General features: G+C 47.5%; 26 protein-coding genes. 13 read left to right on the top strand and 13 right to left on the bottom strand.

Annotated elements, in window-relative coordinates; translation table 11 throughout:
• Window positions 1–33: 33 nt before the first annotated feature.
• Complete coding sequence (locus Q365_RS0105815) at window positions 34–333, top strand: hypothetical protein (RefSeq protein WP_028022454.1); 300 nt, start codon at window positions 34–36, stop codon at window positions 331–333.
• A gap of 98 nt (window positions 334–431) precedes the next feature.
• Window positions 432–1247, top strand: a complete 816-nt coding sequence (locus Q365_RS0105810) for a DUF2797 domain-containing protein (protein WP_028022453.1) — start codon at window positions 432–434, stop codon at window positions 1245–1247.
• Between the two features lie 117 nt (window positions 1248–1364).
• On the opposite strand, the gene Q365_RS0105805 is transcribed toward Q365_RS0105810, so the two are convergent.
• From Q365_RS0105805 to Q365_RS0105795, 3 genes are read right to left on the bottom strand one after another with little or no spacing between them, the layout of a single operon-like run.
• Window positions 1365–1733: a hypothetical protein gene (locus tag Q365_RS0105805; protein WP_245621502.1), complete on the bottom strand. Its 369-nt coding sequence runs from the start codon at window positions 1731–1733 to the stop codon at window positions 1365–1367.
• Window positions 1734–1783: 50 nt separating this feature from the next.
• Window positions 1784–2014, bottom strand: coding sequence for a DUF3389 family protein (locus Q365_RS0105800; RefSeq protein ID WP_028022451.1), 231 nt, complete (start codon window positions 2012–2014; stop codon window positions 1784–1786).
• A gap of 3 nt (window positions 2015–2017) precedes the next feature.
• Window positions 2018–2446 carry a hotdog fold thioesterase gene (locus Q365_RS0105795; protein ID WP_028022450.1) on the bottom strand — a complete coding sequence of 143 codons (429 nt, stop codon included), beginning with the start codon at window positions 2444–2446 and terminating at the stop codon, window positions 2018–2020.
• Window positions 2447–2783: 337 nt separating this feature from the next.
• On the opposite strand from Q365_RS0105795, the gene Q365_RS0105790 reads away from it, so the two are divergent.
• A complete protein-coding gene (locus tag Q365_RS0105790; protein WP_028022449.1) occupies window positions 2784–3584 on the top strand; it encodes a M48 family metallopeptidase in 801 nt (266 codons plus the stop codon).
• A 175-nt stretch (window positions 3585–3759) separates the two neighbouring features.
• On the opposite strand, the gene Q365_RS0105785 is transcribed toward Q365_RS0105790, so the two are convergent.
• The 6 genes from Q365_RS0105785 to Q365_RS0105760 form a co-directional block, all read right to left on the bottom strand.
• Window positions 3760–4188, bottom strand: coding sequence for a PAS domain-containing protein (locus Q365_RS0105785; RefSeq protein WP_028022448.1), 429 nt, complete (start codon window positions 4186–4188; stop codon window positions 3760–3762).
• A gap of 2 nt (window positions 4189–4190) precedes the next feature.
• Window positions 4191–5198 (bottom strand): response regulator, encoded by a 1008-nt coding sequence (locus Q365_RS0105780; protein WP_028022447.1) that lies wholly within the window; start codon window positions 5196–5198, stop codon window positions 4191–4193.
• Between the two features lie 180 nt (window positions 5199–5378).
• Complete coding sequence (locus Q365_RS25505) at window positions 5379–6104, bottom strand: hypothetical protein (RefSeq protein ID WP_051563770.1); 726 nt, start codon at window positions 6102–6104, stop codon at window positions 5379–5381.
• A gap of 96 nt (window positions 6105–6200) precedes the next feature.
• The gene (locus Q365_RS0105770; RefSeq protein WP_028022446.1) at window positions 6201–8030 is read right to left on the bottom strand and encodes a hybrid-cluster NAD(P)-dependent oxidoreductase; all 1830 of its coding nucleotides are present in this window, start codon (window positions 8028–8030) and stop codon (window positions 6201–6203) included.
• 112 nt (window positions 8031–8142) lie between these two features.
• On the bottom strand, window positions 8143–9750 hold the full coding sequence (locus Q365_RS0105765; RefSeq protein WP_028022445.1) for a hypothetical protein: 1608 nt from the start codon (window positions 9748–9750) through the stop codon (window positions 8143–8145).
• A gap of 102 nt (window positions 9751–9852) precedes the next feature.
• Window positions 9853–10770, bottom strand: coding sequence for a LysR substrate-binding domain-containing protein (locus Q365_RS0105760; RefSeq protein WP_028022444.1), 918 nt, complete (start codon window positions 10768–10770; stop codon window positions 9853–9855).
• Between the two features lie 253 nt (window positions 10771–11023).
• On the opposite strand from Q365_RS0105760, the gene dgcN reads away from it, so the two are divergent.
• From dgcN to Q365_RS0105735, 5 genes are all read left to right on the top strand, one after another.
• Entirely contained in the window at window positions 11024–12037 is a 1014-nt protein-coding gene (gene dgcN, locus Q365_RS0105755) for an N-acetyltransferase DgcN (RefSeq protein WP_028022443.1), read from the top strand.
• 5 nt (window positions 12038–12042) lie between these two features.
• Window positions 12043–12981, top strand: coding sequence for an enolase C-terminal domain-like protein (locus Q365_RS0105750; protein ID WP_028022442.1), 939 nt, complete (start codon window positions 12043–12045; stop codon window positions 12979–12981).
• A gap of 195 nt (window positions 12982–13176) precedes the next feature.
• The gene (locus tag Q365_RS0105745; protein WP_028022441.1) at window positions 13177–14310 is read left to right on the top strand and encodes an acyl-CoA desaturase; all 1134 of its coding nucleotides are present in this window, start codon (window positions 13177–13179) and stop codon (window positions 14308–14310) included.
• Window positions 14311–14513: 203 nt separating this feature from the next.
• The gene (locus Q365_RS0105740; protein ID WP_028022440.1) at window positions 14514–15008 is read left to right on the top strand and encodes a GNAT family N-acetyltransferase; all 495 of its coding nucleotides are present in this window, start codon (window positions 14514–14516) and stop codon (window positions 15006–15008) included.
• Between the two features lie 360 nt (window positions 15009–15368).
• Window positions 15369–15653 carry a hypothetical protein gene (locus Q365_RS0105735; protein ID WP_028022439.1) on the top strand — a complete coding sequence of 95 codons (285 nt, stop codon included), beginning with the start codon at window positions 15369–15371 and terminating at the stop codon, window positions 15651–15653.
• 24 nt (window positions 15654–15677) lie between these two features.
• Here Q365_RS0105735 and Q365_RS0105730 read toward each other — a convergent pair whose 3' ends face one another.
• Together Q365_RS0105730 and Q365_RS0105725 are read right to left on the bottom strand one after the other, a co-directional pair.
• Window positions 15678–16079, bottom strand: a complete 402-nt coding sequence (locus Q365_RS0105730) for a DUF1801 domain-containing protein (protein WP_028022438.1) — start codon at window positions 16077–16079, stop codon at window positions 15678–15680.
• A gap of 47 nt (window positions 16080–16126) precedes the next feature.
• A complete protein-coding gene (locus Q365_RS0105725) occupies window positions 16127–17113 on the bottom strand; it encodes a CobW family GTP-binding protein (RefSeq protein WP_028022437.1) in 987 nt (328 codons plus the stop codon).
• 352 nt (window positions 17114–17465) lie between these two features.
• Between Q365_RS0105725 and Q365_RS0105720 the strand changes: the two genes are divergently transcribed.
• From Q365_RS0105720 to Q365_RS0105700, 5 genes are all read left to right on the top strand, one after another.
• Window positions 17466–18851: a TldD/PmbA family protein gene (locus Q365_RS0105720; RefSeq protein ID WP_028022436.1), complete on the top strand. Its 1386-nt coding sequence runs from the start codon at window positions 17466–17468 to the stop codon at window positions 18849–18851.
• The gene (locus Q365_RS0105715; RefSeq protein WP_028022435.1) at window positions 18851–20194 is read left to right on the top strand and encodes a TldD/PmbA family protein; all 1344 of its coding nucleotides are present in this window, start codon (window positions 18851–18853) and stop codon (window positions 20192–20194) included. Before Q365_RS0105720 ends, Q365_RS0105715 begins: the two co-directional genes overlap by 1 nt.
• A gap of 204 nt (window positions 20195–20398) precedes the next feature.
• Window positions 20399–22084 (top strand): LruC domain-containing protein, encoded by a 1686-nt coding sequence (locus Q365_RS0105710; RefSeq protein WP_028022434.1) that lies wholly within the window; start codon window positions 20399–20401, stop codon window positions 22082–22084.
• Window positions 22085–22088: 4 nt separating this feature from the next.
• Window positions 22089–22598, top strand: a complete 510-nt coding sequence (locus Q365_RS0105705) for a hypothetical protein (RefSeq protein ID WP_028022433.1) — start codon at window positions 22089–22091, stop codon at window positions 22596–22598.
• Between the two features lie 353 nt (window positions 22599–22951).
• Window positions 22952–23482: a GNAT family N-acetyltransferase gene (locus Q365_RS0105700; RefSeq protein WP_028022432.1), complete on the top strand. Its 531-nt coding sequence runs from the start codon at window positions 22952–22954 to the stop codon at window positions 23480–23482.
• A 34-nt stretch (window positions 23483–23516) separates the two neighbouring features.
• Here Q365_RS0105700 and Q365_RS0105695 read toward each other — a convergent pair whose 3' ends face one another.
• Window positions 23517–23990 (bottom strand): NYN domain-containing protein, encoded by a 474-nt coding sequence (locus Q365_RS0105695; protein WP_028022431.1) that lies wholly within the window; start codon window positions 23988–23990, stop codon window positions 23517–23519.
• A gap of 68 nt (window positions 23991–24058) precedes the next feature.
• On the bottom strand, window positions 24059–24910 hold the full coding sequence (locus Q365_RS0105690; protein ID WP_028022430.1) for an alpha/beta hydrolase: 852 nt from the start codon (window positions 24908–24910) through the stop codon (window positions 24059–24061).
• Window positions 24911–25020 lie beyond the last annotated feature (110 nt).

Raw genomic sequence — 25020 nt, 5'->3', positions numbered from 1 at the left:
CCTGCAAAAAAATAACCAAGATGGATTTTCGATATGCGCTTCCTTGCCCTCCCTTTTCTGGCTTCTGCCCTTTTCTTTTCTAGTCATGCTTTTGCAAAACCAGAGCTAGCACCGGCTTCTCTGCTCGATTTTGGTACTTACGAGAAAGTCGAAGAACTTGTCATTTATGGTGATATCCAGCAAAACATCCTTGTATTAGCAGAAACGAACACTTCTGAGTCAGACGCGGATTTGTTTGTGATTGATGAAATCAGCGAAGATATCGATCTCAACATGGTTATTGTGACAGTGTCACTCTATAACGACCTGAATGACGGATTGGTGATGCGTTAACGTTTATACCCAAGCAACCTGAACTTTCAGGATTGAGCGACTTTAGAGACGGAGTTCTGGTAAACTTCACACACGAAAAGGACAACGTTAAAGAAGCAATGATTACTGGTACTTTGAGCAAAATGAAAAGCTCGCTTGAAAGCGACCTGCAATACTCTCTGCCTGTCGGTGAAAACGATGTTGCGTTAAACGCATTGATCGGTAAATCACTGACCCTGACATACACTGGCAATATTTATTGCGATGCCTGCGGTAACAAAACCAACAAGAGTTTTAGTCAAGGGCACTGTTTTCCCTGCACGCGTAAACTCGCGCGTTGCGATATGTGTATTTTGAAGCCTGAAACCTGTCACTTTGCCGAAGGAACTTGCCGAGAACCCGAGTGGGGCGAGCAGTTCTGTATGACAGACCACGTGGTTTACCTGTCTAACACTTCTGGCCTTAAAGTCGGCATTACACGAGCAAGCCAAATCCCTACCCGATGGATTGATCAAGGTGCGACGCAAGCCTTGCCGATTTTGAAGGTAAAGACGCGCCAACTTTCTGGTTTGGTTGAGATCGCCATTGCTGAATTCCTTGCCGATAAAACCAATTGGCGAGCGATGCTAAAAGGTGACAATGACGACATCGACCTAAAAGAAGAAGCGCGTCGATTGCTGCCAAAAATCGATGCAAAGATTTTTAGCTTGCGTCTGCAGTATGGTTTTGACGCGGTTGAACCCGTTCAGCATGACATCGTCGATATTCGTTACCCTGTCGATGAACACCCAACGAAAATCACCTCACTCAATTTTGACAAAGAGCCGGTGGTTTCTGGTGTGTTGAAAGGGATTAAAGGGCAATACCTGATTTTTGATACTGGCGTGATCAACGTGCGTAAGTTTACGGGTTACGAGATAACTGCGGCTTACTAACGCTTGACGACTTCAGTCTGAATACAAAAGCGCCGCAACAGCAATGTTGCGGCGCTTTTTATTGTTTATCCAACGAAATCTTTTTGAATACCGTCAAATACAAACCTGAACAACGTATTATTCTAGGACGATCTTAAACGTCTTACCGCCCCAGCCATGAACGCTGTCGCGCGCTTCAACAATCACTTCAGTCACGCCTTCAGGTACTGAAACACCGGATAAACTTCTCGTGAAAGGCTGTTCGTTTTCATGAGGGTGAAGAAGTTCTCTAACACCCAACACATCACCATTGGCTGTTACCACGCGCCAAGCATTCGCATAATGGTCCCACCCTTCATCAGCATGCAGTACCGTCGCGGAAATACGATACACATCACCAGATTTGGTTGCGGTAGCGTTCACCACATCTGCTTCGCCTGCGACCGAATACGATGACATGAGCGTCAACGTCAGTGCCAATTTCATTGTCCAGATCGTTGATTTCATCACCGCACTCTCCTATCCATGATTACCATTGTATATTGTGAAAACAACGCCTAGCGCTTCAATGCAATGCCTGTTGCGTGACTCACTGCTTCCATATTTTCTTCACTGCCCAATGAAATGCTCCAATTGATTGAACCACCATTGGCGATCAGCATACACGGCGCAGCCAATAAGCTAATGTCATCCGTCTGAGCCTGCAGTGTTATTCTATTTTGTTCCAGCTTCACCATCACTTCGTGCATTGTGGCGACAACGCGGCCACCTGGAATCGTAATGACCATGATCTATTTTCCTTTGTGCTGTAAAACAGCCATGGTTAAACGGCTGGTGCAAACGAGGCGGCCTCTGTCGTCAACGATTTCAATCTGCCAAACTTGGGTTGTCGCTCCTAAGTGAATAGGCGTTGCCGTCCCTATCACCTGCCCCGAACGCATCGCTCGAATATGGTTGGCATTAATATCAAGACCGACACAGTACTTGTTTTCTTCCACGCACATATTTGCCGCTAACGATCCTAGCGTTTCAGCCAATACCACTGACGCGCCGCCATGCAACATCCCCAGAGGTTGATGTGTGCGAGAATCCACAGGCATGGTGCCCGTTAGGCTGCTATCGTCAAATGCCGTGTATTGAATGCCCAAATGTTCAACCAAGGTATTGGCAGAGGTCTTATTGAGACCTTCAAGGGAAATGCTTTTCTTCCAAATAGACACGGAGGCTCCTTTATGTGCTTAACCGGACTTTGCTTTGCGCTTATCTCACATTATCGTCAGTTAACCCGTCGAGAGCTACGCTTTACTGTATAAATCTGAGAGACCAATTCGTGACTTTTTCCTGTAAAGGTTGAGTCCGATCGGTAAATACGTTTAGCAGATTCATTCAACACCTTGCCTCGGTTGATTGTCATATTACAATATCGCTAAATTGGCCTAACAAGATGAATAATCAAGCGCTGGAATAAGCGTGTTCAACTTGGATTCGCTTAGATTAGGATATGGGCAGTTAGTTTGCTTGGCTTGAAGGAATTGGCTTCGCGATAAGGACATAGCAGTGAAATTGAACACAGTAAAAACCACGATCGCCACCGCACTACTGAGTATTGTGATGGGTTGCAGCACCTCACCGACGGGACGTAGCCAGTTCATATTGGTTTCTGGTGCCGAAATGGCGACTTTGGGCAGCCAATCATTCTCTGAGCTTAAAGGCACAGAGAAGATAAGCACCGACAAACAGACAAACCAGTATGTTCAGTGTGTGACGGACGCTATTTTAGAAGTGACTCCGCCTCAGCCAGACTTTGAGCAGTGGGAAGTCGTGGTTTTCGATAGCGATCAGATTAATGCATTCGCCCTGCCGGGTGGGAAAATTGGTGTTTATACCGGCTTGCTCAAGGTTGCGGAAAACCAAGACCAACTCGCGTCTGTTATTGGGCATGAGATTGGTCACGTGATGGCTAATCACGGCAGCGAACGTGTTTCGAATTCTGTGGCGACGAATGGCGCGCTACAGATTACCAGTATCGCCCTTGGTGCAACGGGTACACCAAATTCCAATCTGATTATGGCTGGCTTAGGGCTTGGGGTGAATGTGGGCGTTTTACTGCCCTTTAGCCGTGTCCATGAATCCGAATCAGATCTTATCGGCGTTCAGCTCATGAACGAAGCAGGTTTTGACCCTCAAGGTAGCGTAGAGCTTTGGAAGAACATGGCAGCAGCGTCAGAAGGTTCACCTCCAGAGCTACTTTCCACTCACCCAGGGCATGACACTCGAATTGATGATTTGAACGCGGCGATACGTCAACTTCCAGCGCAAACTCGCCGCGCGCCAGACTGCGGAAAACCCAACGTCTAAACGTAACAAGATCGCCCGCCAGACGGTGCGTTTTGTGAGGTCTTCGATGAGGCTTTTGGTGAGGCCAAAAATAGCAATAAGCCAGTGCAATAAGACACTGGCTTTTTCTTTTGTATCAGGGTAAATGCGCCTGTCTAGTCCCAAAAACCAGCCTAGAACCTGTTTCAATCAGCGATTAAAGATTGGCTAGCGCTTCACCTGTTACGTCTGCCACTGAAATAAACATGTGTTGCACTTCACCGCGTAGGTTCACCATCGGATTCAGGGTGACATTCTGATACATGAAATTTGCTTGCCCTGTGATTGGGCGAACGTTGCGGCAATGAAAAAGGTACGGACGCTGTTTCCACACCACAAAGCTTCGGCACTTCAGTTCAAAGACTGGGCGACATTTTGCTCGAAACCAGTTTTCAGATATTTCAGGGAATACATCAAACAATGACTTACCCTGTACCTTGTTGGGATGCTTGCCCGTGTGGTGAACCATGAACCCATTCCACATGTGAATGGTGTAGTCACGGTCAACAACAATCAGCCCCATGTCGATATTCTGAACCATATCGACCATCCAGTTGAACTGTTCAAATTCTGGTGAGTCAATCATGGTTAGTCCTCATCATCCATCAGGTAAGCAAGTTTAGCGTCCAACAATGGCAAAGAATCATCAACCAACAGCAACAACAAGTCGCACTTAATATTGGTGCCGTCAATCGCATAACTCACTTCGATCGTCACGGTTCGCTTCCACGTACCATGCATGCCTTCCACCAGCTTATCGACAGCGAGGTGTTGGCCAATAATCGCTGGGTAACTTTGCGCAAACACCAAACCGGCTTGTTCGCCAATGCCAGATAGAAACGCACTGATCAGCACGTTACTCACATCCACCAGCAGCTCTAATTCGTTATCGACGCTTCCATCATCGGGGTAATTCAATGTGGTTAGCAGATCTTTCATCGAAGAATCGGAGATTAGCATCAGTGCTTCACCTGCGATCCCTTCGCCACTGAAGCCTTGGCATATCCCAGATATATTGTCGTTGGCGGCAAGGTGCTTGATCGTCATGACCAGTTCACTGACCTCAAACACATTGACGTGTGGAAGTGGCATGTGAACAAATACATCGAAATAGCGCGCAAGCGAATCAGCAGCCCTACCCATCGCGACATTCACCACTTCCATGTACATTTCGCGGCGACCAATCTTTAGATCTTGCAACGGCTTGGCGGCCGCAGCGGCTTCTGCCGCCGTGTCGGATTTGAACGGCGCGAGAATGTCATTAAGCACAGTAGGGCTGGTCGGTTTTTGAACGAATGCGCGCGCACCTAACGCCATCACTTTTTCTTGTGCTTTCGGTTGTATGTCTCCCGATACAACAAAAACAGGCACAGTGATGTTGGCCTCTCGCATGGCTTCTAACGTCTCATAGCCGTCCAATACTGGCATGGTGAGATCGAGAAACATCACATCAAAAGTGTTTGTATTTAGCTGGTCGATGGCAATTTGCCCATTTTCGGCAAATGTCACCTCAGCATTGATAAACGAGGGCAGTGAACGCGCCAATTGTTTTCGCGCTAACGCGGAGTCATCAGTGATCAATACTCGGGTTGTCAATGTATCTACCCCTACGGTCCGATTATTGGTGATGCTGAACACATCTAAGAAAACAAGGTTGCAGAATATAACGCAATTTTAAAGCCCTTGTCTTAGGTTTGTTACGATACATTGATAAGCATAGTGCCAGTTGAATGTTTTATCGCCTTTGGAAGGCGACTCAGTGACATGGCCGGAAATTTACGGCGTGGTATCTCGTTCTTCTGACGGAAGTTTTATGTCATTTAGCGGAGCCGGATAAGGCAAATTTCCAAACGCTGATAGCTCACGTTTTACTTTATCTAACTCGGCGCTCGTATCATCAAATTCGTTCATCAACTTGTTTGATTGCTGCCTGTATTCGTTAAAGTCACTGCAATCTTTTTCTGACACCCAGTTCCATGAATTGCCTTTTTTGAATTCATCACAGGCCTTTTGGCTCGTTTCGGATTTATGGCTGACTTTCAAGATTTGCTCGTTGAGATCACTCACCGCACGCGCCAAACGATAGCGCTCAGCATACAAGACATCTGTATTCTTGAGTCTGGAGGTTAATTTGGCAATGGCATCTCGCTGCAAATCACCCTGCTCTTCCAGCGCTAGATTGCGCTCGGTCATCTGTGTTGATTGGGCAGTGATCTCAGCGATGGTCGATTGCAATGTCTCAATCTGCTTCTCATTTTTCTGGCGCAGAGCCAAACCCGTAGCAGCCTGACTGTCTTGCTCTGACAGCACGGTTTCTAATGCAACCATTTTTTCCTGAGCGTTCACCCACTGTTCTTGTGATAGCGCTAATTTTTCTTTAATACCACTCAGTTCCTGCTCTGCGATATTACCTGCCGACGACCAATGGTTGTTTGTGACTAGGCCACCCAACACCAAGCCGCCAATAAACAATAGTGCGCCTTTTTTGTTTGCGCTTGTCATATCCATTCCCCATAAAAAAGCTGCCGCCATGATACATCATGGGGCAGCTACTAATGTTAGCTCAAAGAAAAAAAGCGTTACTATTCGGTTGTTTGACTAGAGTTTGCTCAACACAACATCACCCTTAGGCACACAGCAACACGCTAACACTAAGCCTTCTTCTTTTTCTCCTGGGAACAACGCTGGCATATCAGGTTGATTCACTTCGCCTTCCACTAAACGCATTTTACAGCAACCACAAACACCCGCGCGGCAACTGTAGTCAACTTGCACGCCCATTTCTTCAGCTTGCACCAAAATCGGACGCTGATTGTCGCCACGAATGTATTCACCTTCGATGGTAATAGCCACTTCGGCTGCGGGAGCATCGTCACCGAGAGTTGGCGGCGAGAAGAACTCTTGATGACGCTGTGAATCAGGCACACCTAAGGTACTAAGCAGAGACATGGCGGCATCCATGAAACCTTCAGGGCCACAAACAAACACTTCACGTTGCGTCAACCAAGACACCAAGGCCAAATGCTCTTGGCTCAATCTGCCTGATAGCCCACTCCACGTATCTGATGGACGGCTTAACAGTGTCATCACCTGCAAGCCCTTGTGCTTTTCAGCCAGTGCAGTAAGTTCTTCTGCGAAAGGAATATCCGCTTCTGAACGACACTGATGAAAAAAGATCACATCGTCCACTTCGTCTTGGTCAGACAAAGAGCGCAGCATCGACATCATTGGCGTCACGCCACTTCCGCCGGACAACAATAATATCTGACGACGTTTATCAGCATCATCGCTCAAGTGAAATTGGCCATCAGGGTGTTGAGCTTTAATTTCTTTCCCTTCACGCATTTCATCATGAAGCCAATTCGACACTTCCCCACCTTCGACTCGCTTCACTGAAATAGCGAGACGCTCTGGTCGTGTCGGAGATGAAGACAATGTATAGCGGCGTTGAACACGCTTTCCGTTGATATCGAGTTCTAAAGGAAGGTGTTGACCCGCTTTGTAACTTGGTAGGTCACCCTGCGCGTTTTCAAACCAAAACGTTTTGAAATCCTGCGCCACGTGTTCAATCTCTTGGCAGGTTAAATTTAGTTTTGGCGTGGTGTTGTCTTCATAGACTTCAGCGTCGCGGTACTCAAGTACTTCGATTTTATCGCCAGCACGAATTTCACCTTCGTTCATTGCGATCAAGTTCATGCCGAAGTTCACATTGCCATCTTTGGCAGAGCGGAACTGGCTGAGTGTTGTAATGGGTTCGCCATTGACACGAAAACGTCCTGTGTCCAAATCAAGCGTGGTGAACACACAGCGACTGCATGGGCAGTCTGCGCGAAATACCACGGAGCCAATCCGCACTTTCGCCCATGTATCTTCTTCAAACGCTTCACAACCTGTTGCCACCAAGTTGGTACGAAACTGATCCATGGTGTGAACGTCGGGGGTTTTGTCGTTCAGCGCTTTCAAAGACGCTTCAGAGATAATGAGCAATGGGAAACCATCGGCAAAGCTGACTTTGGTCTGTGCTTTTGAAGCATAGCGGGGAGAAGACTCTTCGCCCGTAAACAACAGCTGCTTGTGCCCACCGAGTAAATGGCTAAACCAAGCATTGGCGGTCGATGTCGTGGAATACGCACTGAACTCATCTTTCCAGACATTGGTATGCACATCTTGAAGCGAGAACTGGGAATACTTAAGCACGAGTGGCGACATGGACGGATGGTTTAAGGTGATGCCGTTAGCTTGCAACGTTACGCTCACCTCGGTCATTTTCGGGTCAGTACGACCAGTCACAAATTTACCCGTACTGTCTGCCACCATAAAGCGACGATCAAAACTCAGGCCGATACTTTCTACCCAAGCATTTGAAAGAGAAATTCCGCCGGCTGATTTAACGGGATAAACATTGATCTGACTGATTTTCGTGTCCACGTGAGCTCCTGCTTTTTATCAACGATTTCAAGCCGACATTAAAACACAGCCACGATAAAATCCGAGTGTAAACGGTTCAAAATGTGTCATGTGTTGCTTGTAGAACGCTTAACTAGCAGGCGATAGACTTGCCGTTTGCAGCAATAATCCGCTTCAGTCGTTCAGGGTCGCTCACAATCGTCGGATATTTTAGATAGAGATGATGTAAGCAGGTTAAACACAAAGAAATGCACGCCAAGGTTTTCTCGCGGATTTCTTCGTTATCCCACCACGCTTCACCGCTGAGGATCTGGTTCCAGTCATCGCTCAGATTTTCTGCTAGTTCAATCGCTTCACTCGCATGACCACTGATCAACTCTCCGACCGCGACAGGAACATCATCCGCATTTTTCCCTGCACCAAAAATATTGCGAAGTGCGAGGATAGCGTCCAATAAACCATCAAGGCGATCAGGCTGCCTTGCTGCACTAAACAAGCGAGTAAAGGCCAAACGGATCCCAGTCGAATCTGTGTCTTCGAGCAGCAAGCTCCAGTTTTCCAGTTCGTCCAACACATTATTGGTAATACAGATGGGCTCTTCAGCCTCAGTGACAGTATCGACCGCCGTTTTCGCGCCTTCCAGCGAGAAAGGATCGATATGCCAAGCCCATTCTGGTGCCACGAAAGGCGGAGCATCATTAAGAAAGCACATGGACATACAAAGGGTGATATTCAGCTCCGTCGAGACTTTCTCACTTTCCGCTTCTAGCACTTCACTCGGCCAATCGTCATCGTCCAACAAATCACCACTGTTGATGGCATAGGCGTAACCAGATTCCAGCATGAATCCACTGTCTTTTCGCTTCGCCATTTGGCTAGGCAGTTGCAGCACATATTCAGCAATGGAAGGAGTGTAACGACGAAGCGTTCCCCACTTGGTCTCAAGCTCATCAAAATCGACCAAAGCAGCATTACGAAATCCAACGAAGAGTGGAATTTGTGCCACCTCTCCATCAGCAACACTGCGGGCAATTTCCAGCATTTCCAATACGGTACTAACAAACACATCCGCAGAAATCGGTCCGCGCACGCGCATCAAATCATAACTATTGATCAGCAACGCTGCAGGCAGCGACGACAGGGAAATCACCCCCCGCTTGCCTTTCGAATCCACATAATGGCCATAGGTTTCGCTCGGCTCATTGCCGATCACTTCGAAAACCCGCTCAAAGGAACGATCTTCAATAAAGTGACGATAGAGGGTTTTATTACCCGGCAGATGGGAGATCGCGGCACTCAAATATCCTGAGGCACGATAAAACAAGTGAGGACGCGCCCCCGCTTTCACCAAAAAGAGCGGATAAAGTTCAGCAGCCACGCCAGCCAAACTTCTGGCAAGGGGATCGCTGGCGCTAACCATTGGTGTCTCTCCGCCATTTTGTCGGCGCCACACCGAAAAGATGTGCTGCCCGTTTTGGAGCACATGCGGAAGTCGATGGAAAAACGATTGTTCAATATCACCTTGTGACACGGCGACAGCGCGCATTTGTCGACAAAGCTGCACATAAGACGTGAGTGTTTCGACCTGCTTTGCAGAGAGTTTGCCTTGGTGTTGTAAGACGTGTCTTGCTTCAGCTTCAGAGATATTCAAGATATAGCTGACAACGCGATGCCCCATAGCTTTGACGAAATTCGGGATCGGCTCTTTAAACGACATGACACCCCCAGCGTCAACAAACATTCATGGTCACTTCCTCACCGACGCGATGGGTGGGAAGCATTACTCTTTTTATCGGCAGCGCGTTCAAGAAATATAGCATTCTGGTGCGAAATATACTCTGATTCACTCAGCTTCAATCGATTTCTTGTCTGAGTTTAACGAGTTATCCGCCGCAATTTTTTTCAGGGCAGTCCATATTCTTTCGCCCGAAGGGTGAAGTCGGGATTGATAGCGATACGCATAGTAGGAAACTTGCCTGATCAGCGTGTTGTTTTCCATCACCACTAAATGCCCTTTTGACAACTCTGAACGAATAGCAAAGTCAGGCAACCATGCCACCCCTAATCCATTCACCGCTTGCAGTTTCAACATGTCTACCATGGAAGAAAGAAAGACTGGCTTGAGGCTCACTTCATGGCGCACCGTTTCGGTTTGGCGTCCCATGTAAGAGGTTGGTGTAAATGCGAGCCAAGGTACTTCGGATTGTTCAAAGCTAAACAACGGACAACCGCTTTCATCCGATGCACACACAGGCAGCAAGTCGGCGTTTCCTACTTTGATGTTTTCATAAGGTGCTAATTTAAGGTGTTCATTGTCGAAAGCCAGCAACACGTCACACTCCCCTTCTTGCAACGCATCGACAGCTTCATCCACGTTCATGGCATCGACACTCAACATAGGTCGCGTTTCATCAGAAAACTGAGCTTGAAGCCGTTGTGTCAGATCGAGCGCGAGGGAGTGTGCCGAGGCAATACGCACAACGCTTCCATCGGTATAGTTCAACGCCGAAACATGGCTTATTCCTTCTACCATTTGATTCACGAGCGTCCTGGCAGTCACCCTGAATATCCGCCCACTGGCAGTAAGAGCAACGGGGGTTTGACTGCGATCAACCAACTCCGCGCCCACGGCTTGCTCCAACGATCGGATCCGACGACTGAATGCGGGTTGAGTAATGTTTCTCAACGTCGCTGCTCCCGAAAAGTTCCTGACCTCTGCCAGCGCGAGAAAATCTTCCAGCCATTTACTTTCAATGTTCATACAAGTGACTGCTTCCTTGCCAATGCGCGCTTGTCGATGCGCGCGTGAGAATACCAATAAAAATATCAGCGACATTATCAGCGCACACCAACCTCTTTGAGTTATCAATGCTTTGATCACGTTTTCATTCATTATTGATACCGAATCAGCATGAGCGAATCGTAAATGGCATTTTTCAGCTGATGTATCGCGTTCTATAGTGATCTCAAGGTGAACATCGCCACCAGATAGTCAAAATATGACAAGGAGAGACATGAACATTCCAGCCCCCTACTTACTCATGCTTGGAGAAAGCAAGGATCCGCTCGCCATCAAAACCGCCCGTGGCATTCACTACTGGCGTCCTGAAAAGTGTATGGGCCAACTGCGTTTGAACGATGAAATGCCGTCTCTTAACCTACCCGATATCGACATTCAAACTGCGGCAAAAGAAGGCGCAAAAACGCTGGTTCTTGGCATGGCAAATGCGGGCGGTGTATTGGCACCACAATTCGTGCCTTATATCGTTGAAGCGCTGAACGCGGGTATGAACGTAGCCTCTGGCCTTCACCAAAGGTTAGATGCCATTCCCGCCATCGCAGAAGCCGCCAAAGCCTCTGGCGCGAATTTGTTCGATCTTCGACATGCTCACGGCACTTTGCCAGTTGGCACGGGCGAGAAACGCTCAGGCAAACGCCTTTTAACCGTGGGGACGGACTGCTCGGTGGGTAAAATGTTCACGACCTTGGCATTAGAAAAAGAAATGAAAGCACGGGGGCTCTCTGCTTCCTTCTGTGCAACGGGTCAAACGGGTATTTTGATTGAAGGAACGGGTATTGCTGTAGATGCAGTGGTGTCCGATTTTATCGCTGGCGCAACCGAAACCCTGTCCCCAGCATGTGATGCCAATCAATGGCAATTGGTTGAAGGACAAGGATCGCTATTGAACCCTGCCTTTTCGGGCGTGACCTTAGGTCTATTGCACGGCGCACAGCCGGACGCACTGGTTCTCTGCCATGAAGCCAATCGTGAATTCATTCGCCATATGTCAGATATGCCAATTCCGGACGTCGCCGACATCATGGAACTAGCCGTTAGACTAGCAAAATTGACCAATCCCAACCCACGATTTGTTGGTATGGCGATCAATACTTCCGCGCTCTCGGAAGAAGATGCAAAACGTTACTTGGCGGATCTGTCTAGCCAATATGATTTGCCCGCCACTGACCCTGTGAGATTTGGGGTAGATAATATTGTCGATCATCTCATCCACGTGTTCGAGGAGTAAACAGGATGAAAGTCAGCGCCAAAATAGCCACCTACACCTTGAAGCGTCCGTTTACTATCTCTCGAGGCAGTCGCAACACCGCCGAGGTGATACAAGTCAGCGTAGAAAAAGATGGCAAATTCGGTGTCGGCGAATGCTCGCCTACTGGTCGCTATGGGGAGAGCTTTGACAGTGTGCTCGCTGAAATTGAATCCGTGAACGATACCCAATTTGATCGAACATCGTTGAAATCCATGCTCCCGCCTGGCGCGGCGAGAAACGCTATCGATTGTGCGTTATGGATGCTTGAAGCTGACAATTTCCCTGACAACTTCTCTTTGCCAAACCAAATACAAACCGCCATGACGGTATCTATTGCGTCACCTGAAGCGATGGCGGAAGAGGCCAAACGCTACGTTGAACAGGGCGCAACCTTAATCAAGGTCAAACTCAATGCAGATGAGGTATACGAACGCCTCGCCGCCGTGCGCGCAGTCGCGCCCGATACCACGTTGATTGTGGACGCCAACGAAGCGTGGGGAACGCTTGATATTGCTACCACCCTTCAACAAATCGCGCCGCTTAATATCGCCATGGTAGAACAACCACTGCCAGCCAACGAAGATGACGCCTTAAAAGGCATTTCCAGTGCGATCCCCCTTTGTGCCGACGAAAGCTGTCATACGGCAGATGATGTTGATGTATTAATTGGCAAATACCAAATGGTAAACATCAAGCTCGACAAAACTGGCGGACTCACTGCCGCGTTTGAATTGGAGCAAGCAGCGCGTGCTGCGGGGCTTCAAATCATGGTGGGATGTATGCTTGGTAGTTCTATCGCGATGCGAGCAGCACTGCCCGTCGCGGCAACTGCCGTCATGGTTGACTTGGATGGCGCATTTTTGATCAGCGACGATATCGAAAATGGACTCCACTACGAGCACGGAAATATCGTGCTAGGCTGAATACTTAAAACATAAGTTATGGCAATAATCAGAGTGAAATGTATTCAATACGTTTCACTCTTTTTTTAACTGAAAAGAGATAATGTCGCTTAAACCGTCAAAATTGCGACAAATTGTTAATAGGTATCTTGACCCACTTAAAAGGTCACTCTAATCTAGCGTACATGTGTACGCTGGAATTTTGCGGTATTTAAAATGGAATCTACTCAAGCGGAAAAACCTCCTGTCATCTGGCTGAATGTGATCGTCTTTGCGGTTACCTTCTCCGTAGCGTTAATCGGCACACCCATTTGGGCCTACTATCATGGGTTTGATTGGGCGCAAATCGGCATGTTCGTTGCCATGTTCACCTTTGCTGGTATGTCTATCACAGCGGGCTATCACAGACTTTGGTCTCATAAGACTTATGAAGCTCATCCGCTACTGAAAGGCATTTTTGCCATTGGTGGTGCACTCGCACTGCAAAACAGTATTCTTCACTGGTCGTCTGATCACCGTGTTCACCATCGCCATGTCGATGACAACGACACTGACCCTTACTCAGCCAAACGCGGCTTCTGGTACTCACACATCGGTTGGATGCTTCGTGAATATCAAAAACACCGTTATTCGGATTACAGCAACTGCCGCGATCTTCAGAAAGATAAGGTTGTGATGTGGCAGCACAAGTATTACTTACCGCTAGTACTTGCCACTAACTTCGGTATCCCGATCGCGTTTGGACTACTTCATGGCGATATTTGGGGTGCCATCATCCTGATTGGTTTTGTACGTGTTGTTGCCAGCCACCATACGACGTTTTTCATTAACTCCCTCGCGCACATCTGGGGTTCACAGCCATACACGGCCAAGAACACAGCTCGAGACAACGGTATCTTGGCATTTTTCACCTTTGGTGAGGGTTACCATAACTTCCACCATATCTTTGAAAATGACTACCGTAATGGCATTTACTGGTGGCAGTTCGATCCAACAAAATGGCTCATCAAATCGGGCAGCTGGCTAGGGCTAACCAAGAAGCTTCGAATCACGCCTCAAGATCGCATTGAAAAAGCAAAAGCCACAATGCTTTTGAAGAACATTCAAGCGCGTTTAAGCATGACACCTAACGCTTCGCAACGCCTTCAAGCGATTGAACAAGAATACGATGCATTGGTTGTTCGTATGAGTGAATACTACGAAGCCAAGAAACGCCTTATCGACATGGGTAAGCAGAACTTGTTGAAGAAGTACGAAGAAGCGATATTGGTACAGCAATTGAAGATCCTTAAAGGGGACTTCATTCAGCAAAAACGTAATTGGCAGATGCTAACCGCAAATTACGCATAAGAACGCCTTTATCGGTATTTCAGGGCAGCTTCGGCTGCCCTTTTTGATCAATACTATAATGAACGTATTGCCATATCCCTGTTACTCAGCTTCACTTATACCCAAGAAGTCTGATACCCAAGCAACCTGAAGATGCAGGATTTAGCGAGCATTTTCAGGTTACTAGGGTCGATTCAAAACCAAACGAAGAGTTAGTAAAAAACATGATTACCATTCGTAAAATGCGACCGGGAGAAGAAATGGCTCTTTGGTCACTCTTTTACCAAACCGTGCGAACGGTAAACATACAAGATTACACCCCAGAACAGGTGGCTATTTGGGCACCTGACAACTGCAATGAAATTGCTTGGAAAAACCGCATGCAGCATATCTACCCTTATGTGGCCGTGCGTAAAAACGCCATTGTTGGCTATGCGGATGTTCAAACCAATGGTTACATCGACCACTTTTTCGTCGACGCGAAAACCCAAGGGAAAGGTGTAGGAAAGGCGTTAATGAATGTGCTGTTTCGCGAAGGTGGCAACATGTCTGTTGCTCGTTTTTACTCTAACGTCAGCATTACTGCAAAACCGTTTTTTCAACGTATGGGCTTCCAAGTCGTCAAAGTACAACAAGTCGAAAAGGCGGGCGCCGTCTTCACCAATTACATTATGGAAAAACGAGTAGAGGCTCAATCGGCTTATACCCAAGTAACCTGAAGATGCAGGATTCAGCGAGCTTTACTGACGTTATGATCAAGGCGTCCCTTTGCCGATGTAGTGAGCTCCAACAAAAAAGGTGAGCTCCATCAAAAAGGGACAACACCGAGCATGGCGTCAGTAAACTCGCCCGAAGGGAGGCCCTCAGAGCGTCCACTTCATCGTTAAATTCCTGTGAAATAGAATGCTATTCCTACAAAAATTTGCCTCGAATTGAACACTCTGATGGCCTCTGAAATCGAGCATCTTCAGATTACTTGGGTATAGGTGACGAGATGTCTTAAACCTAATGCTCGACAAGCCAAATACAGAGGAATAGAATCCGCTTCCCACCGTCAATGACTAAGTGAGCGGGTCAAAATGCTTAACAAAAAACCGACTCGCATGGACGCAATGAAAAACATCATCGAACAAGTGAAAACGGAGTTGCCACTGTACGAACCAGAAACCTTTGTCTGCGGCCCAGATAATAGCTGTATTGGTTGTCCAAAGAAGTTACTGGAATTGGTCGACTCTGAACTCTCGTATTGGGAGTCCGAAATGTCTCGCGGTATTTCACCACAGTTTGATGACATTCGACGTTTTGGAAAGCTGTGTACCAATGTAAGACGCGGATTAGTCAGAAACAATATTCTGCCTGCCTAAGTAAAAGCTCCGCTCGAGCTCTGGCTACATGCCCAGCAGCGGCAGCGATTTCCGCTGTTGGTAGGTAAAGGCGACACCAATGCAGGTGCGCAATGCCTCATGCGGAAACGGTTGGTTGATATCAAACTGCAACTGACGGTTTCCGTGGTAATCAAAGGCATCAGGCAGTACTTCACGAAAGGTGTCGACCAATCGCGTTTGGCAATGAACATAAACAGAAATTGAGTTAGGCGATTGCGACGCCCAGCCTAGTCGCACCGCTGTTCCCCCTTTCACAACAAAGCTTAGCTCGCCCCATTTCAAGCTTTCATCAACGCTTTTATCTAAGCCGCTTGCCACATCAAAAATGAGGTCACGCAACGCTAGGAGTTGTGTTCTGATGTGCGGGGGATAACCCTCAAATTTGGCCGTGATCTCTGGTGACATAGTGCTCCGCCTTAAAAAAAGCCCAACTCAAGGTCGGGCATCTCAAACTATTCCATCACGAAAGACAGCAAGATCTCTTCTAGTTCGTCCCACGGTAATGGTGTTTTATCTATGATTTCAACCCGTGATTCAACACCGGTTAGGCTGATTGGGTTAACCGTCACCATTTGATTGACCACGTTGAAAGCAAACATACCATCGTCCGTGTTCATGACAGCTTTCACCCGCTCGGCATTCACGTTGGCAAACAGACCGTACAGCGAATCAAAAGGAAATACCGTGTTCGGCTCAAAAACCCAGCCACAGCTTACGTAGCCCTGCCCTTTGTTTTCCTTACGACGGAAACTCTCTCCGGGCGCAAGTTCAAAGGCTGGCATCTCATCATCGTCATGAGAATGGTGATGAGCAAACTGGGCATCGCGATCAATTCGCGGCAAACTCAGCCATTCTGGGTTGATCTGGCCTTGTTCAACATATCCCGAGGCTTGTTTAGGAATGTCAGAGTTGGCCACATACGCGTCAAACGCGGCAATGTCTTCAGGGCTTGAAAGATCAATTTTGTTTGCAACGACCACGTCGCCTAATGCCAGCTGATCTTGGAAGTTTTGGTTTTCGGTATAACGAACATCCGCGAAGTTTCGCGCATCAACCAAAGTAACAGTGGCGTTCAAATTGATGTAGTTGATGTAATGCTCAGAGAGCAACTTGCCAATAATGTCTTTCGGATGCCCTAATCCGGTTGGCTCAATCAACAAACGGTCAGGATTCTGTGCCAATAGCGCATTGATGCCAATCGCCATAGGAAGCCCCGCCACGCAGCACATGCAACCGCCTGGCACTTCTTTCACCAATGCGCCCTGCTCGCTCAGGAATGCGCCATCGACGCCCACTTCACCAAACTCGTTAACTAACACTGCCCAATTTTCGTTTTCAGGCTTTTGTTTAAGTAACGAAAGGATCGCAGTGGTTTTACCAACGCCAAGGAAGCCAGTAATGATGTTTGTTGGAACGACTTTTGTTAGTTTTTCTGCCATTTTTCAATCCATGCACGCAAAGCATAATCGCGAATGCAGGCAGTGTATCAAGACAACTCATTGAGCAAAGCGATTTTTCTTCGCTTTCTCAATGGAATTCCATTGAGTTAGCATTCATGCTTGTGATTACTGGTTGATATTTATACAAACGTGGACCCATTGGTCATTCCTATATCACTAAAAGGGAAAGATGATTGGTGGCTTTGTGCCTAACTGATACTCTAAAAGTAAGAATGCCAATCGGATTAAGTAGGTAGTCGTCACTTTGCGTTGGAAAATCGTCTAGAGCAAGAATGACGGAAGATTTAATCTGATGGGTATAAGAAGCTCACTCTTTTTTCAGGAGGAAGGGATGCTAAATACAAACACTGCCAAAGCGGTGATTGATCATGCCCTATTTTTAGGCGCTGATTTTGCGGAATTGTTCATTGAGCGACACCATTCTGGAAGCGTAGAAGTCCTTTCGGGTGATGTTGATAAAGTTAACTCCGGTATTGATTTCGGGATAGGCATTCGCCTGTTTTTTGGCCATAAAGTTCTTTACGGCTATACCAACAGCCAAGATGAAGAAAAGCTCAAACAAGTGACGTCTCTTTTGTGTGCCAAAGACAAGCGCGATCAAATCGTGAATGCTGGCGCACTCAATTTCACGGTCAATAATGACCGCCACCCTGTCACCATGCCGTTTTCAACCAACAACCATGTTGAAGAGAAAATCGCATTTCTCAAACGTGTTGATGCTAAAGCACGCTCAGAGAGTGACAAAATCTCTCAAGTGATCAGCCGCATCATGCAGCGTGAACAGCAGATTGAGATTTTCAACTCCACCGGTTTACACATTCAAGATACCCGCCACTACACGCGCATTGCGTCTTCTGTGGTTGCCACGCATGACAATGAGCAGTCTACCGGTTATGAAGCGCCGGGCATGCTTTCTGGTTGGGAATTCAATGGCCAAGTCAACCCAGAAGCGCTTGGTGAAATGGCCGCCAAGCAAGCTCTAATTAAACTCGGTGCTGCAGCATGCCCTTCTGGGGAAATGCCTGTTGTGATCGGTAACGGTTTTGGTGGTGTAATTTTCCACGAAGCCTGTGGTCACTTACTTGAAACCACGTCGGTTGCCAAGAAAGCGTCAGTTTTCCACGACAAAATGGGCGAAATGATTGCTAACCCTGTCGTCAATGCCGTGGATGACGGGTTAATGAAAAATGAGTGGGGCTCCATCAATATCGATGACGAAGGGATGGAGACGCAACATACTCAGCTGATCAAAGATGGCAAATTGACGAGCTTCATGGTCGACCATATGGGCAGCCTAAAAACCGGCTTCGCTCGCACAGGTTCAGGTCGCCGCGAATCTTACAAATATGCGCCAACCTCACGCATGCGTAATACCTACATTGAAGCGGGCGATGCAGAGCTCGACGACATGATTGGTGGTATCGAGCGTGGTATTTATGCCAAGAAGATGGGTGGCGGCTCTGTCCAGCCGGGAACAGGCGAGTTTAACTTCGCCGTTCAAGAAGCCTATTTGATCGAGAATGGCAAAATCACTACCCCATTGAAATCAGCCACCTTGATCAGCACAGGACCTAAAGTGTTGAAAGAAATCAGTATGGTTGGCAAGGACTTTGAGCTGGCAGCGGGTATGTGTGGCTCTGTTAGTGGCTCAGTGCCAACAACAGTCGGTCAACCTGCGTTGAAAGTTGATAATATTCTGGTGGGAGGCGGTAGCTAATGAGTGACAACAAAACGTTAGAACAAGCCGTCGAGCAAGTCCTTGAACTGGCTCAGAAGCAAGGCGCTCAAGCCGACGTGATTGCATCAAGTAGCGAAAGCTTTAGCTTGAAAGCAGACCAAGGTGAATTGTCGGAATACAAAGTGACTGCGAGCCAAGTAATTGGTGTTCGAGTGATCAAAGATGAGCACGTTGCCATCAGTTATTCCGAATCTCTTGAACCTGAAAATCTATCGCAAATGGTGAATCAAGCGCTAACCAACGCAAGTTTCACTAAGAAAGACAGCTTCCAAAAGATTCGTTCTGAAGGGCTTTCACTTCATACTGCTCAACCGGAGATCTTCCAGCAAGATACCGCCACGCCAGAGCAAAAAATTGAACTCGCACTGGCGCTAGAAAGTCGTATCCGTGAAAAGCCGCTGGCGAAATCAGCGCCGTACAATGGCTACAGCGAAAACAGTGCCTTTGTCATGCTCGGCAACACGCTTGGCACTCGCTGTACTCACCAAGAACGTACCCTGAGCTGTTACACCGCCGCACTGATTGATCACAACGACAAGCAAGCTATGCATGTCGCGGCGTCAATCGCACGAACGTTTGACGGACTCACGCCAGAGAAAATCATTAACGATGCCTATGAAATGGCCGAAGCCTTATTGGAAGGCGAGCCTATTGCTACCGGACAGTATTCCGTCATCTTTGAGCAAGATTGTCTGAACGATGTGTTGGGGGCATTTGGTAGTTGCTTCTCTGGTGAATCCGCCAAACGCGGCACTAACCCTTGGCGTGACAAGATTGGCGAGCAAGTGATGAGCCCGCTACTCACTTTCAAAGACATGGCATACATGCCCGGTGGTTTTTCCATCAAAGCATTTGATGGTGAAGGGTTCGCCACTTCTGATACGCCATTGATTGAAGAAGGTAAGCTCGTTGGCTTGCTACACAACTCCGCCACAGCGGCGCATTTTGGCGCTGCACATACCGCCAATGCGGGTCGTTCTGCCAAAGGAACGCTGAGCGTGTCATCACGCCACGATGTGATTTCGGCAGGCACAAGCAGTGAAGCAGAAGTCACGGCAGGCGAATATCTTGAGTTGGTCGAACTACAAGGTGTTCACTCTGGCGCAGATGCCATCAGCGGAGAGTTCTCTTTCGGTGCGAGTGGCTTCTTGTGCAGGGACGGGAAACGCTTGAAGCCCGTTCGAGGCATCACAGTGGCAGGCAACTTCTACACCATGATCAAGGAAGTGGAAGCGGTTGGGAACACTGTCATTCCAAACTATGATGGATGTTTCTTTGCTCCTTTGATCCGCTTTGCGCGATTGAATATCGCCGGAAAGTAGCCGATTTAAACGCCCCGTGATTGGGGCGTTTTTTATCCCCGCAATTTCTCATTACGACAATCAGCTTTATTCTCAAAGTGGTAAACCCTCTCCGCCAAGCATCTTCCCAAACATCAAACCTCACTCAAGACACTGTTTATATTGATTTTTAATTTCGGCATCGTTTTTGCTTTGTCTGAAAAGGATTATCATTGGAGGTTTGGTATGTCGTGGAAGAAAACACTCATTGCGAGTAGCTACATTGTCAGCAGTTGCACCTACGCATTAACAGCGGAGGACTTGAGTTTCGAATCAGGCTCTGACACGTCTAATTATTCAGCACTGGGCAAACCCAACGAAGTTTACTCAATTTCAGGTCAACTTCCGCAAGATACATTAGACAACGTCTATTCCATGCTCCCTGAAGGCAGCGTCGTTAACAGCGATTTTATCGACTCAGGAAAATACTCCAGTATTGATATTGACGATGAATTAGGTGGCGCACCCTTCGCGTCTGCTCGCGTTACCTTCTTAAACGAAGGTGCGGGCTATCGAAACGTATTGGGTTACTTCGTCTACGACACCGATAATCCTCCCGCATCGATAGACGACGTACCAACACACATGATTATCTTTCCAAATGCTTCCAAGCCAGGCCAAGGCGAGCTTGCGGAAGGTGACACCATTGACCTCAGCGTTGAACTTACAGCGGGCCAAACCCTCGGTTTCTTTATTATTTCAAATGGTTGGGGGTGGGGATGGGGTTACAACAGCGTTCCTTATCTCGGGAAATTTGGCACTCCCTTCTATAGCTACCCTTCCTTGAATCCAGAAAGTACCTCTGAGTGGCGCAGACACAACGTGGCATTTATTGATACCCAAAACGACTTTTTGGTTCTTGCATTTGAAGACATCAAACGCCCTCAAGGTGACAACGATTTTAACGACTTGATATTTACCGTTGAGATCACGCCTTTTCAGGCGATTGATGGTGTAAACCCTGACGGTTCAACCGACTCAAAATATGAAGTGCTCACTCAGCAGAATAATCCCGATATCACCGTCACCTCTGTCTACCCAAGTGCGGATGGGTACGCGACGTTAGCCTATGAGGATAATTGGCCGTTCAAAGGTGACTACGACTTCAATGATGTCGTGTGGCGCTATCGAATCACCGAACAGATGAATGGTCAGCGTGAGCTAAAAAGCATTACAGCCGATTACTCATTGCAGGCGATGGGCGCGGGTTATTCGAATGGCTTTGCCTTGCACTTACCAAACGTTGACCCGACCAATATCGCTTCAGTATCGCTGACTCGTAATGGTGTCGACGTGGCGCACACCATTCAGCAAGCTAACTCTGGCGAAACCGTGCTGATCGTGTCTGAAAACCTGCGTGATGATTTAGAAACGCTTGGCGTTCTTACTGAGGGCTGCCCGTTCTATCGAACACAAACAGCCTGTGTCGATTCGCAATTAAGTCGTCTCGACTTCCAACTCAATGTTGAGCTGACAACCCCTGTCGCGCGTGCTCTGGTTGGCTACCCGCCTTACGACCCCTTCATTTTTGCGTCAGACGGCATTTATCACGGTGACTTCGCCGCGTCCCCCCCTGGTATCAGTTGGCAGTTACACCTGAAACAATTCGACGGCACCAGCGACATGAACAATGCGTTCTTCAATGTCCATGATGACAACTCCGGCGGTTCAGAATACTTCCTGACAGAAAACAACATGCCGTGGTCAATCAACATTCGTGATGAATGGAGCCACCCTTTGGAAAACACCGACATCAGCCATGCCTTCACCACGTTTGCTGATTGGGTAACAAGCAGTGGCGAAACCAACACGGCATGGTATGAAGCGGCAACATCCAACAAAGTCATTGCCCCACTGGCAGACGAGGAATAATACAATGAACATGATATTGAAAAGGTTGAATTTGATTGCCCTGCCGCTGATTCTAACTGCATGTGGAGGAGGCGGTGGTGGTGACGCATCAGGTGGAACCACTGGCAGTGCTGCAGATACCGGCAATACCGGTGGAAGCGACGTAACATCTTCGTCGCCATCTGCAGAAGCAACGACACTAACCAATACCGATGATATTGTGGCCGCGCGTGCGTTTAAATTCTGTATAGGGCAAACCATTCAATTGAGCGTCAATTACAGCGGTTCGACGTCCGGTGCGCTGCACATTTTCTCGCAAGCAGATTACATTCACGCCAACGGCGATGTTGATGTTGACCCACTGTCGCGAATCACAACCATTTACCCAGACTTAACCACAGACGTCGATATCGAAGTAAATGGCAATTGGGAGCAGTTATACGCCAGATGGGTGCCAATGAGCAGTAGTGAATCTGAGCAAACCTTGGTCATCAACCTTGATGAATCCAGCCACTCCTATCTTGTTTCGTTTTAAAAGTTGCGAGTAATCAATTACCTTGCCTTTATACCCAAGTAACCTGAAGATGCAGGATTCAGCGAGCTTGACTGACGTTATGATCAAGGCGTCCCTTTGCCGATGTAGTGAGCTCCATCAAAAAAGGGACAACACCGAGCCTGGCGTCAGTAAACTCGCCCGAAGGGAGGCCCTCAGAGCGTCCACTTCATCGTCAAATTCCTGTGAAATAGAATGACTATTCCTACAAGAATTTGCCTCGAATTGAACACTCTGATGGCCTCTGAAATCGAGCATCTTAAGGCTGCTTGGGTATATACAGCTATAATTATAAACGCCCGCATTGATGGGCGTTTTTTCGTCAAGGAAGATCGATGCCTGATACCCGATTAGAGACGCCACGTTTACATCTCAGGTGCTTCAATGAAAATGACACGGCGTTTATCAATCGCTTATATAACACCGAAGGATTTTTGCGCTTTGTCGGCGATAAGAACATCCGAAGTGATATTGATGCTGCGGTTTATCTTCGAGCCACGCTGATCCCTATGTATGCACAGCCTTACATGGGATTATTTGCGGTTGAAGAAAAACAGAGTCAGTTGCCTATCGGTATCTGCGGGTTGATCAAAAGAGACACTCTAGATGACATCGACCTGGGGTTTGGGTTTTTCCCAGAATACGAGGGGAAAGGCTACGCCTATGAGTCTGCAGAAGCAGTAATAGAATTGGCTGAAAATGCACTGGGGCTTCACCAGATTGTTGCGATTACCCTCCCTGAGAATATACGCAGTTTAGCGCTTCTTTTCCGGCTGGGGTTTACGCTTCAATCTGGCGTGGAAACGGAACCAGACCTACTGCTTCTAAAACGCCACTTGGTCGCAAAAAACCTCGATGTAGGTTAAATCTCATGCTCTTAGTGGCGCTTACCAGTGTCTGTTAGAGCAGCATATCGTCTTCAATTGGAATGAAACGATCAACGCTGTTAACCAAAGCATTTGCCGTTAATGAAGGCACACCAAACACAACAGCTTCTTTGCCGTAGCCTTCACGAACGCGATCCATCAACAATGCAAAATCGCCATCACCGGACAACAGCACAACCATATCAACGTTCGGTGCCGTTTCAATCACATCAATCGCGATCCCAACATCCCAGTCGCCTTTACTGCTGCCATCACTGCGTTGAATAAACGGCTTTAATTTCACATCAAATCCGATGTGACGGAGTGCGTCTTGGAATTTAATTTGCTGATCATCATCTCGTCGAATCGCGTAAGCCGTCGCTGATACGACCTCGCCCATATGTGCAAGGTTCTTCCACAACAAGCGATAGTTAAACTGACGACCATAGGCTTGTCGAGTTGTGTAGTACACGTTTTGCACATCAACAAAAACAGCAATTTTTTTCAACGGATAACCTTAGCGAATGAGTCAAATTCATGCCAAATCATAACACATTCATCAACAGTAAAAGGGAATTAAGATTGCCTAATAATTTGCGCAAACGCTTGTTTCAACGGATCACTTTTTAGCACCCGCCCATGCCCTAACCCTTCGGTTGCCACCAAAGAAACATGAGCAAATTCTGTTGCCAGTTCAGACACAGAAAATGGCGCGAACTTGTCTCCTTTATCATGAACAATCGTGACGGGTGATTGACGTTTACCGAGCTTTTCAAACGGATCAATGCTCTCAATGGTCGTGTTATATCGCTTGCCGACGTCTGCCACCACTGCATGAAACAGCTTCATCGAATAACCAGAAGCTTCTACCGTACCAAACAAGTTTTCCCAATATTTTAAAACTGGCGCAACCAAAATGACGGGCTTTCCTTTTAATGCTTGATGTTCACTTTCGAGCAACGTCGCCCCACCCATTGAGTGTGCTATAACCCCTTCCACTTGTTTTTGTTGATTTAAGATTCCATCCAGCGCGCTCAAAAATGCGGGAATGCTCCCTTCTTTTCCTTCGCTTCTTCCATGACCTGGATGGTCATAAGCTAAAGCGGTATAGCCTGCCTCAGCGATATATTCCATCAACGGGAAGAACTGGTTCGCCGACCCTGACCAGCCATGAGTCAGCACCCATGTAGGTCCGCTGCCGAGCTTATACGTCATCATTTTCCCTTCAGCGGTATCCAATGCCTCGATCAGCATGTCATTTGGCGTTGGATTGTTCTCTTTCCCTTTGGCCGGAGTGAGGAAAATACGACGCGCCGTTTTGAGCGCATGGTTTGGCGCAATACGATGGTGAAGTCGAGACCCAACACTCAGCGCGCTGCGTCGAAAGCTGAATCGTTTGTTTTTCCCAAAGTATATTTTGCTACTCATGTTGCTATCCCTTTTTTATTAAACCAAGCCCCAAAAAACTGGGCTCAGTACGATAAAATGACTCATTAAATAGTACGGTCGTGCTTTTTAAAGGCAAAATAACGAACACA

The organism is Enterovibrio calviensis DSM 14347, from assembly GCF_000621165.1.
Classification (GTDB): Bacteria; Pseudomonadota; Gammaproteobacteria; order Enterobacterales; family Vibrionaceae; genus Enterovibrio; species Enterovibrio calviensis.
Note: the sequence above shows the minus strand (reverse complement) of the source record. Positions and strands in the feature narration are given on the sequence as shown.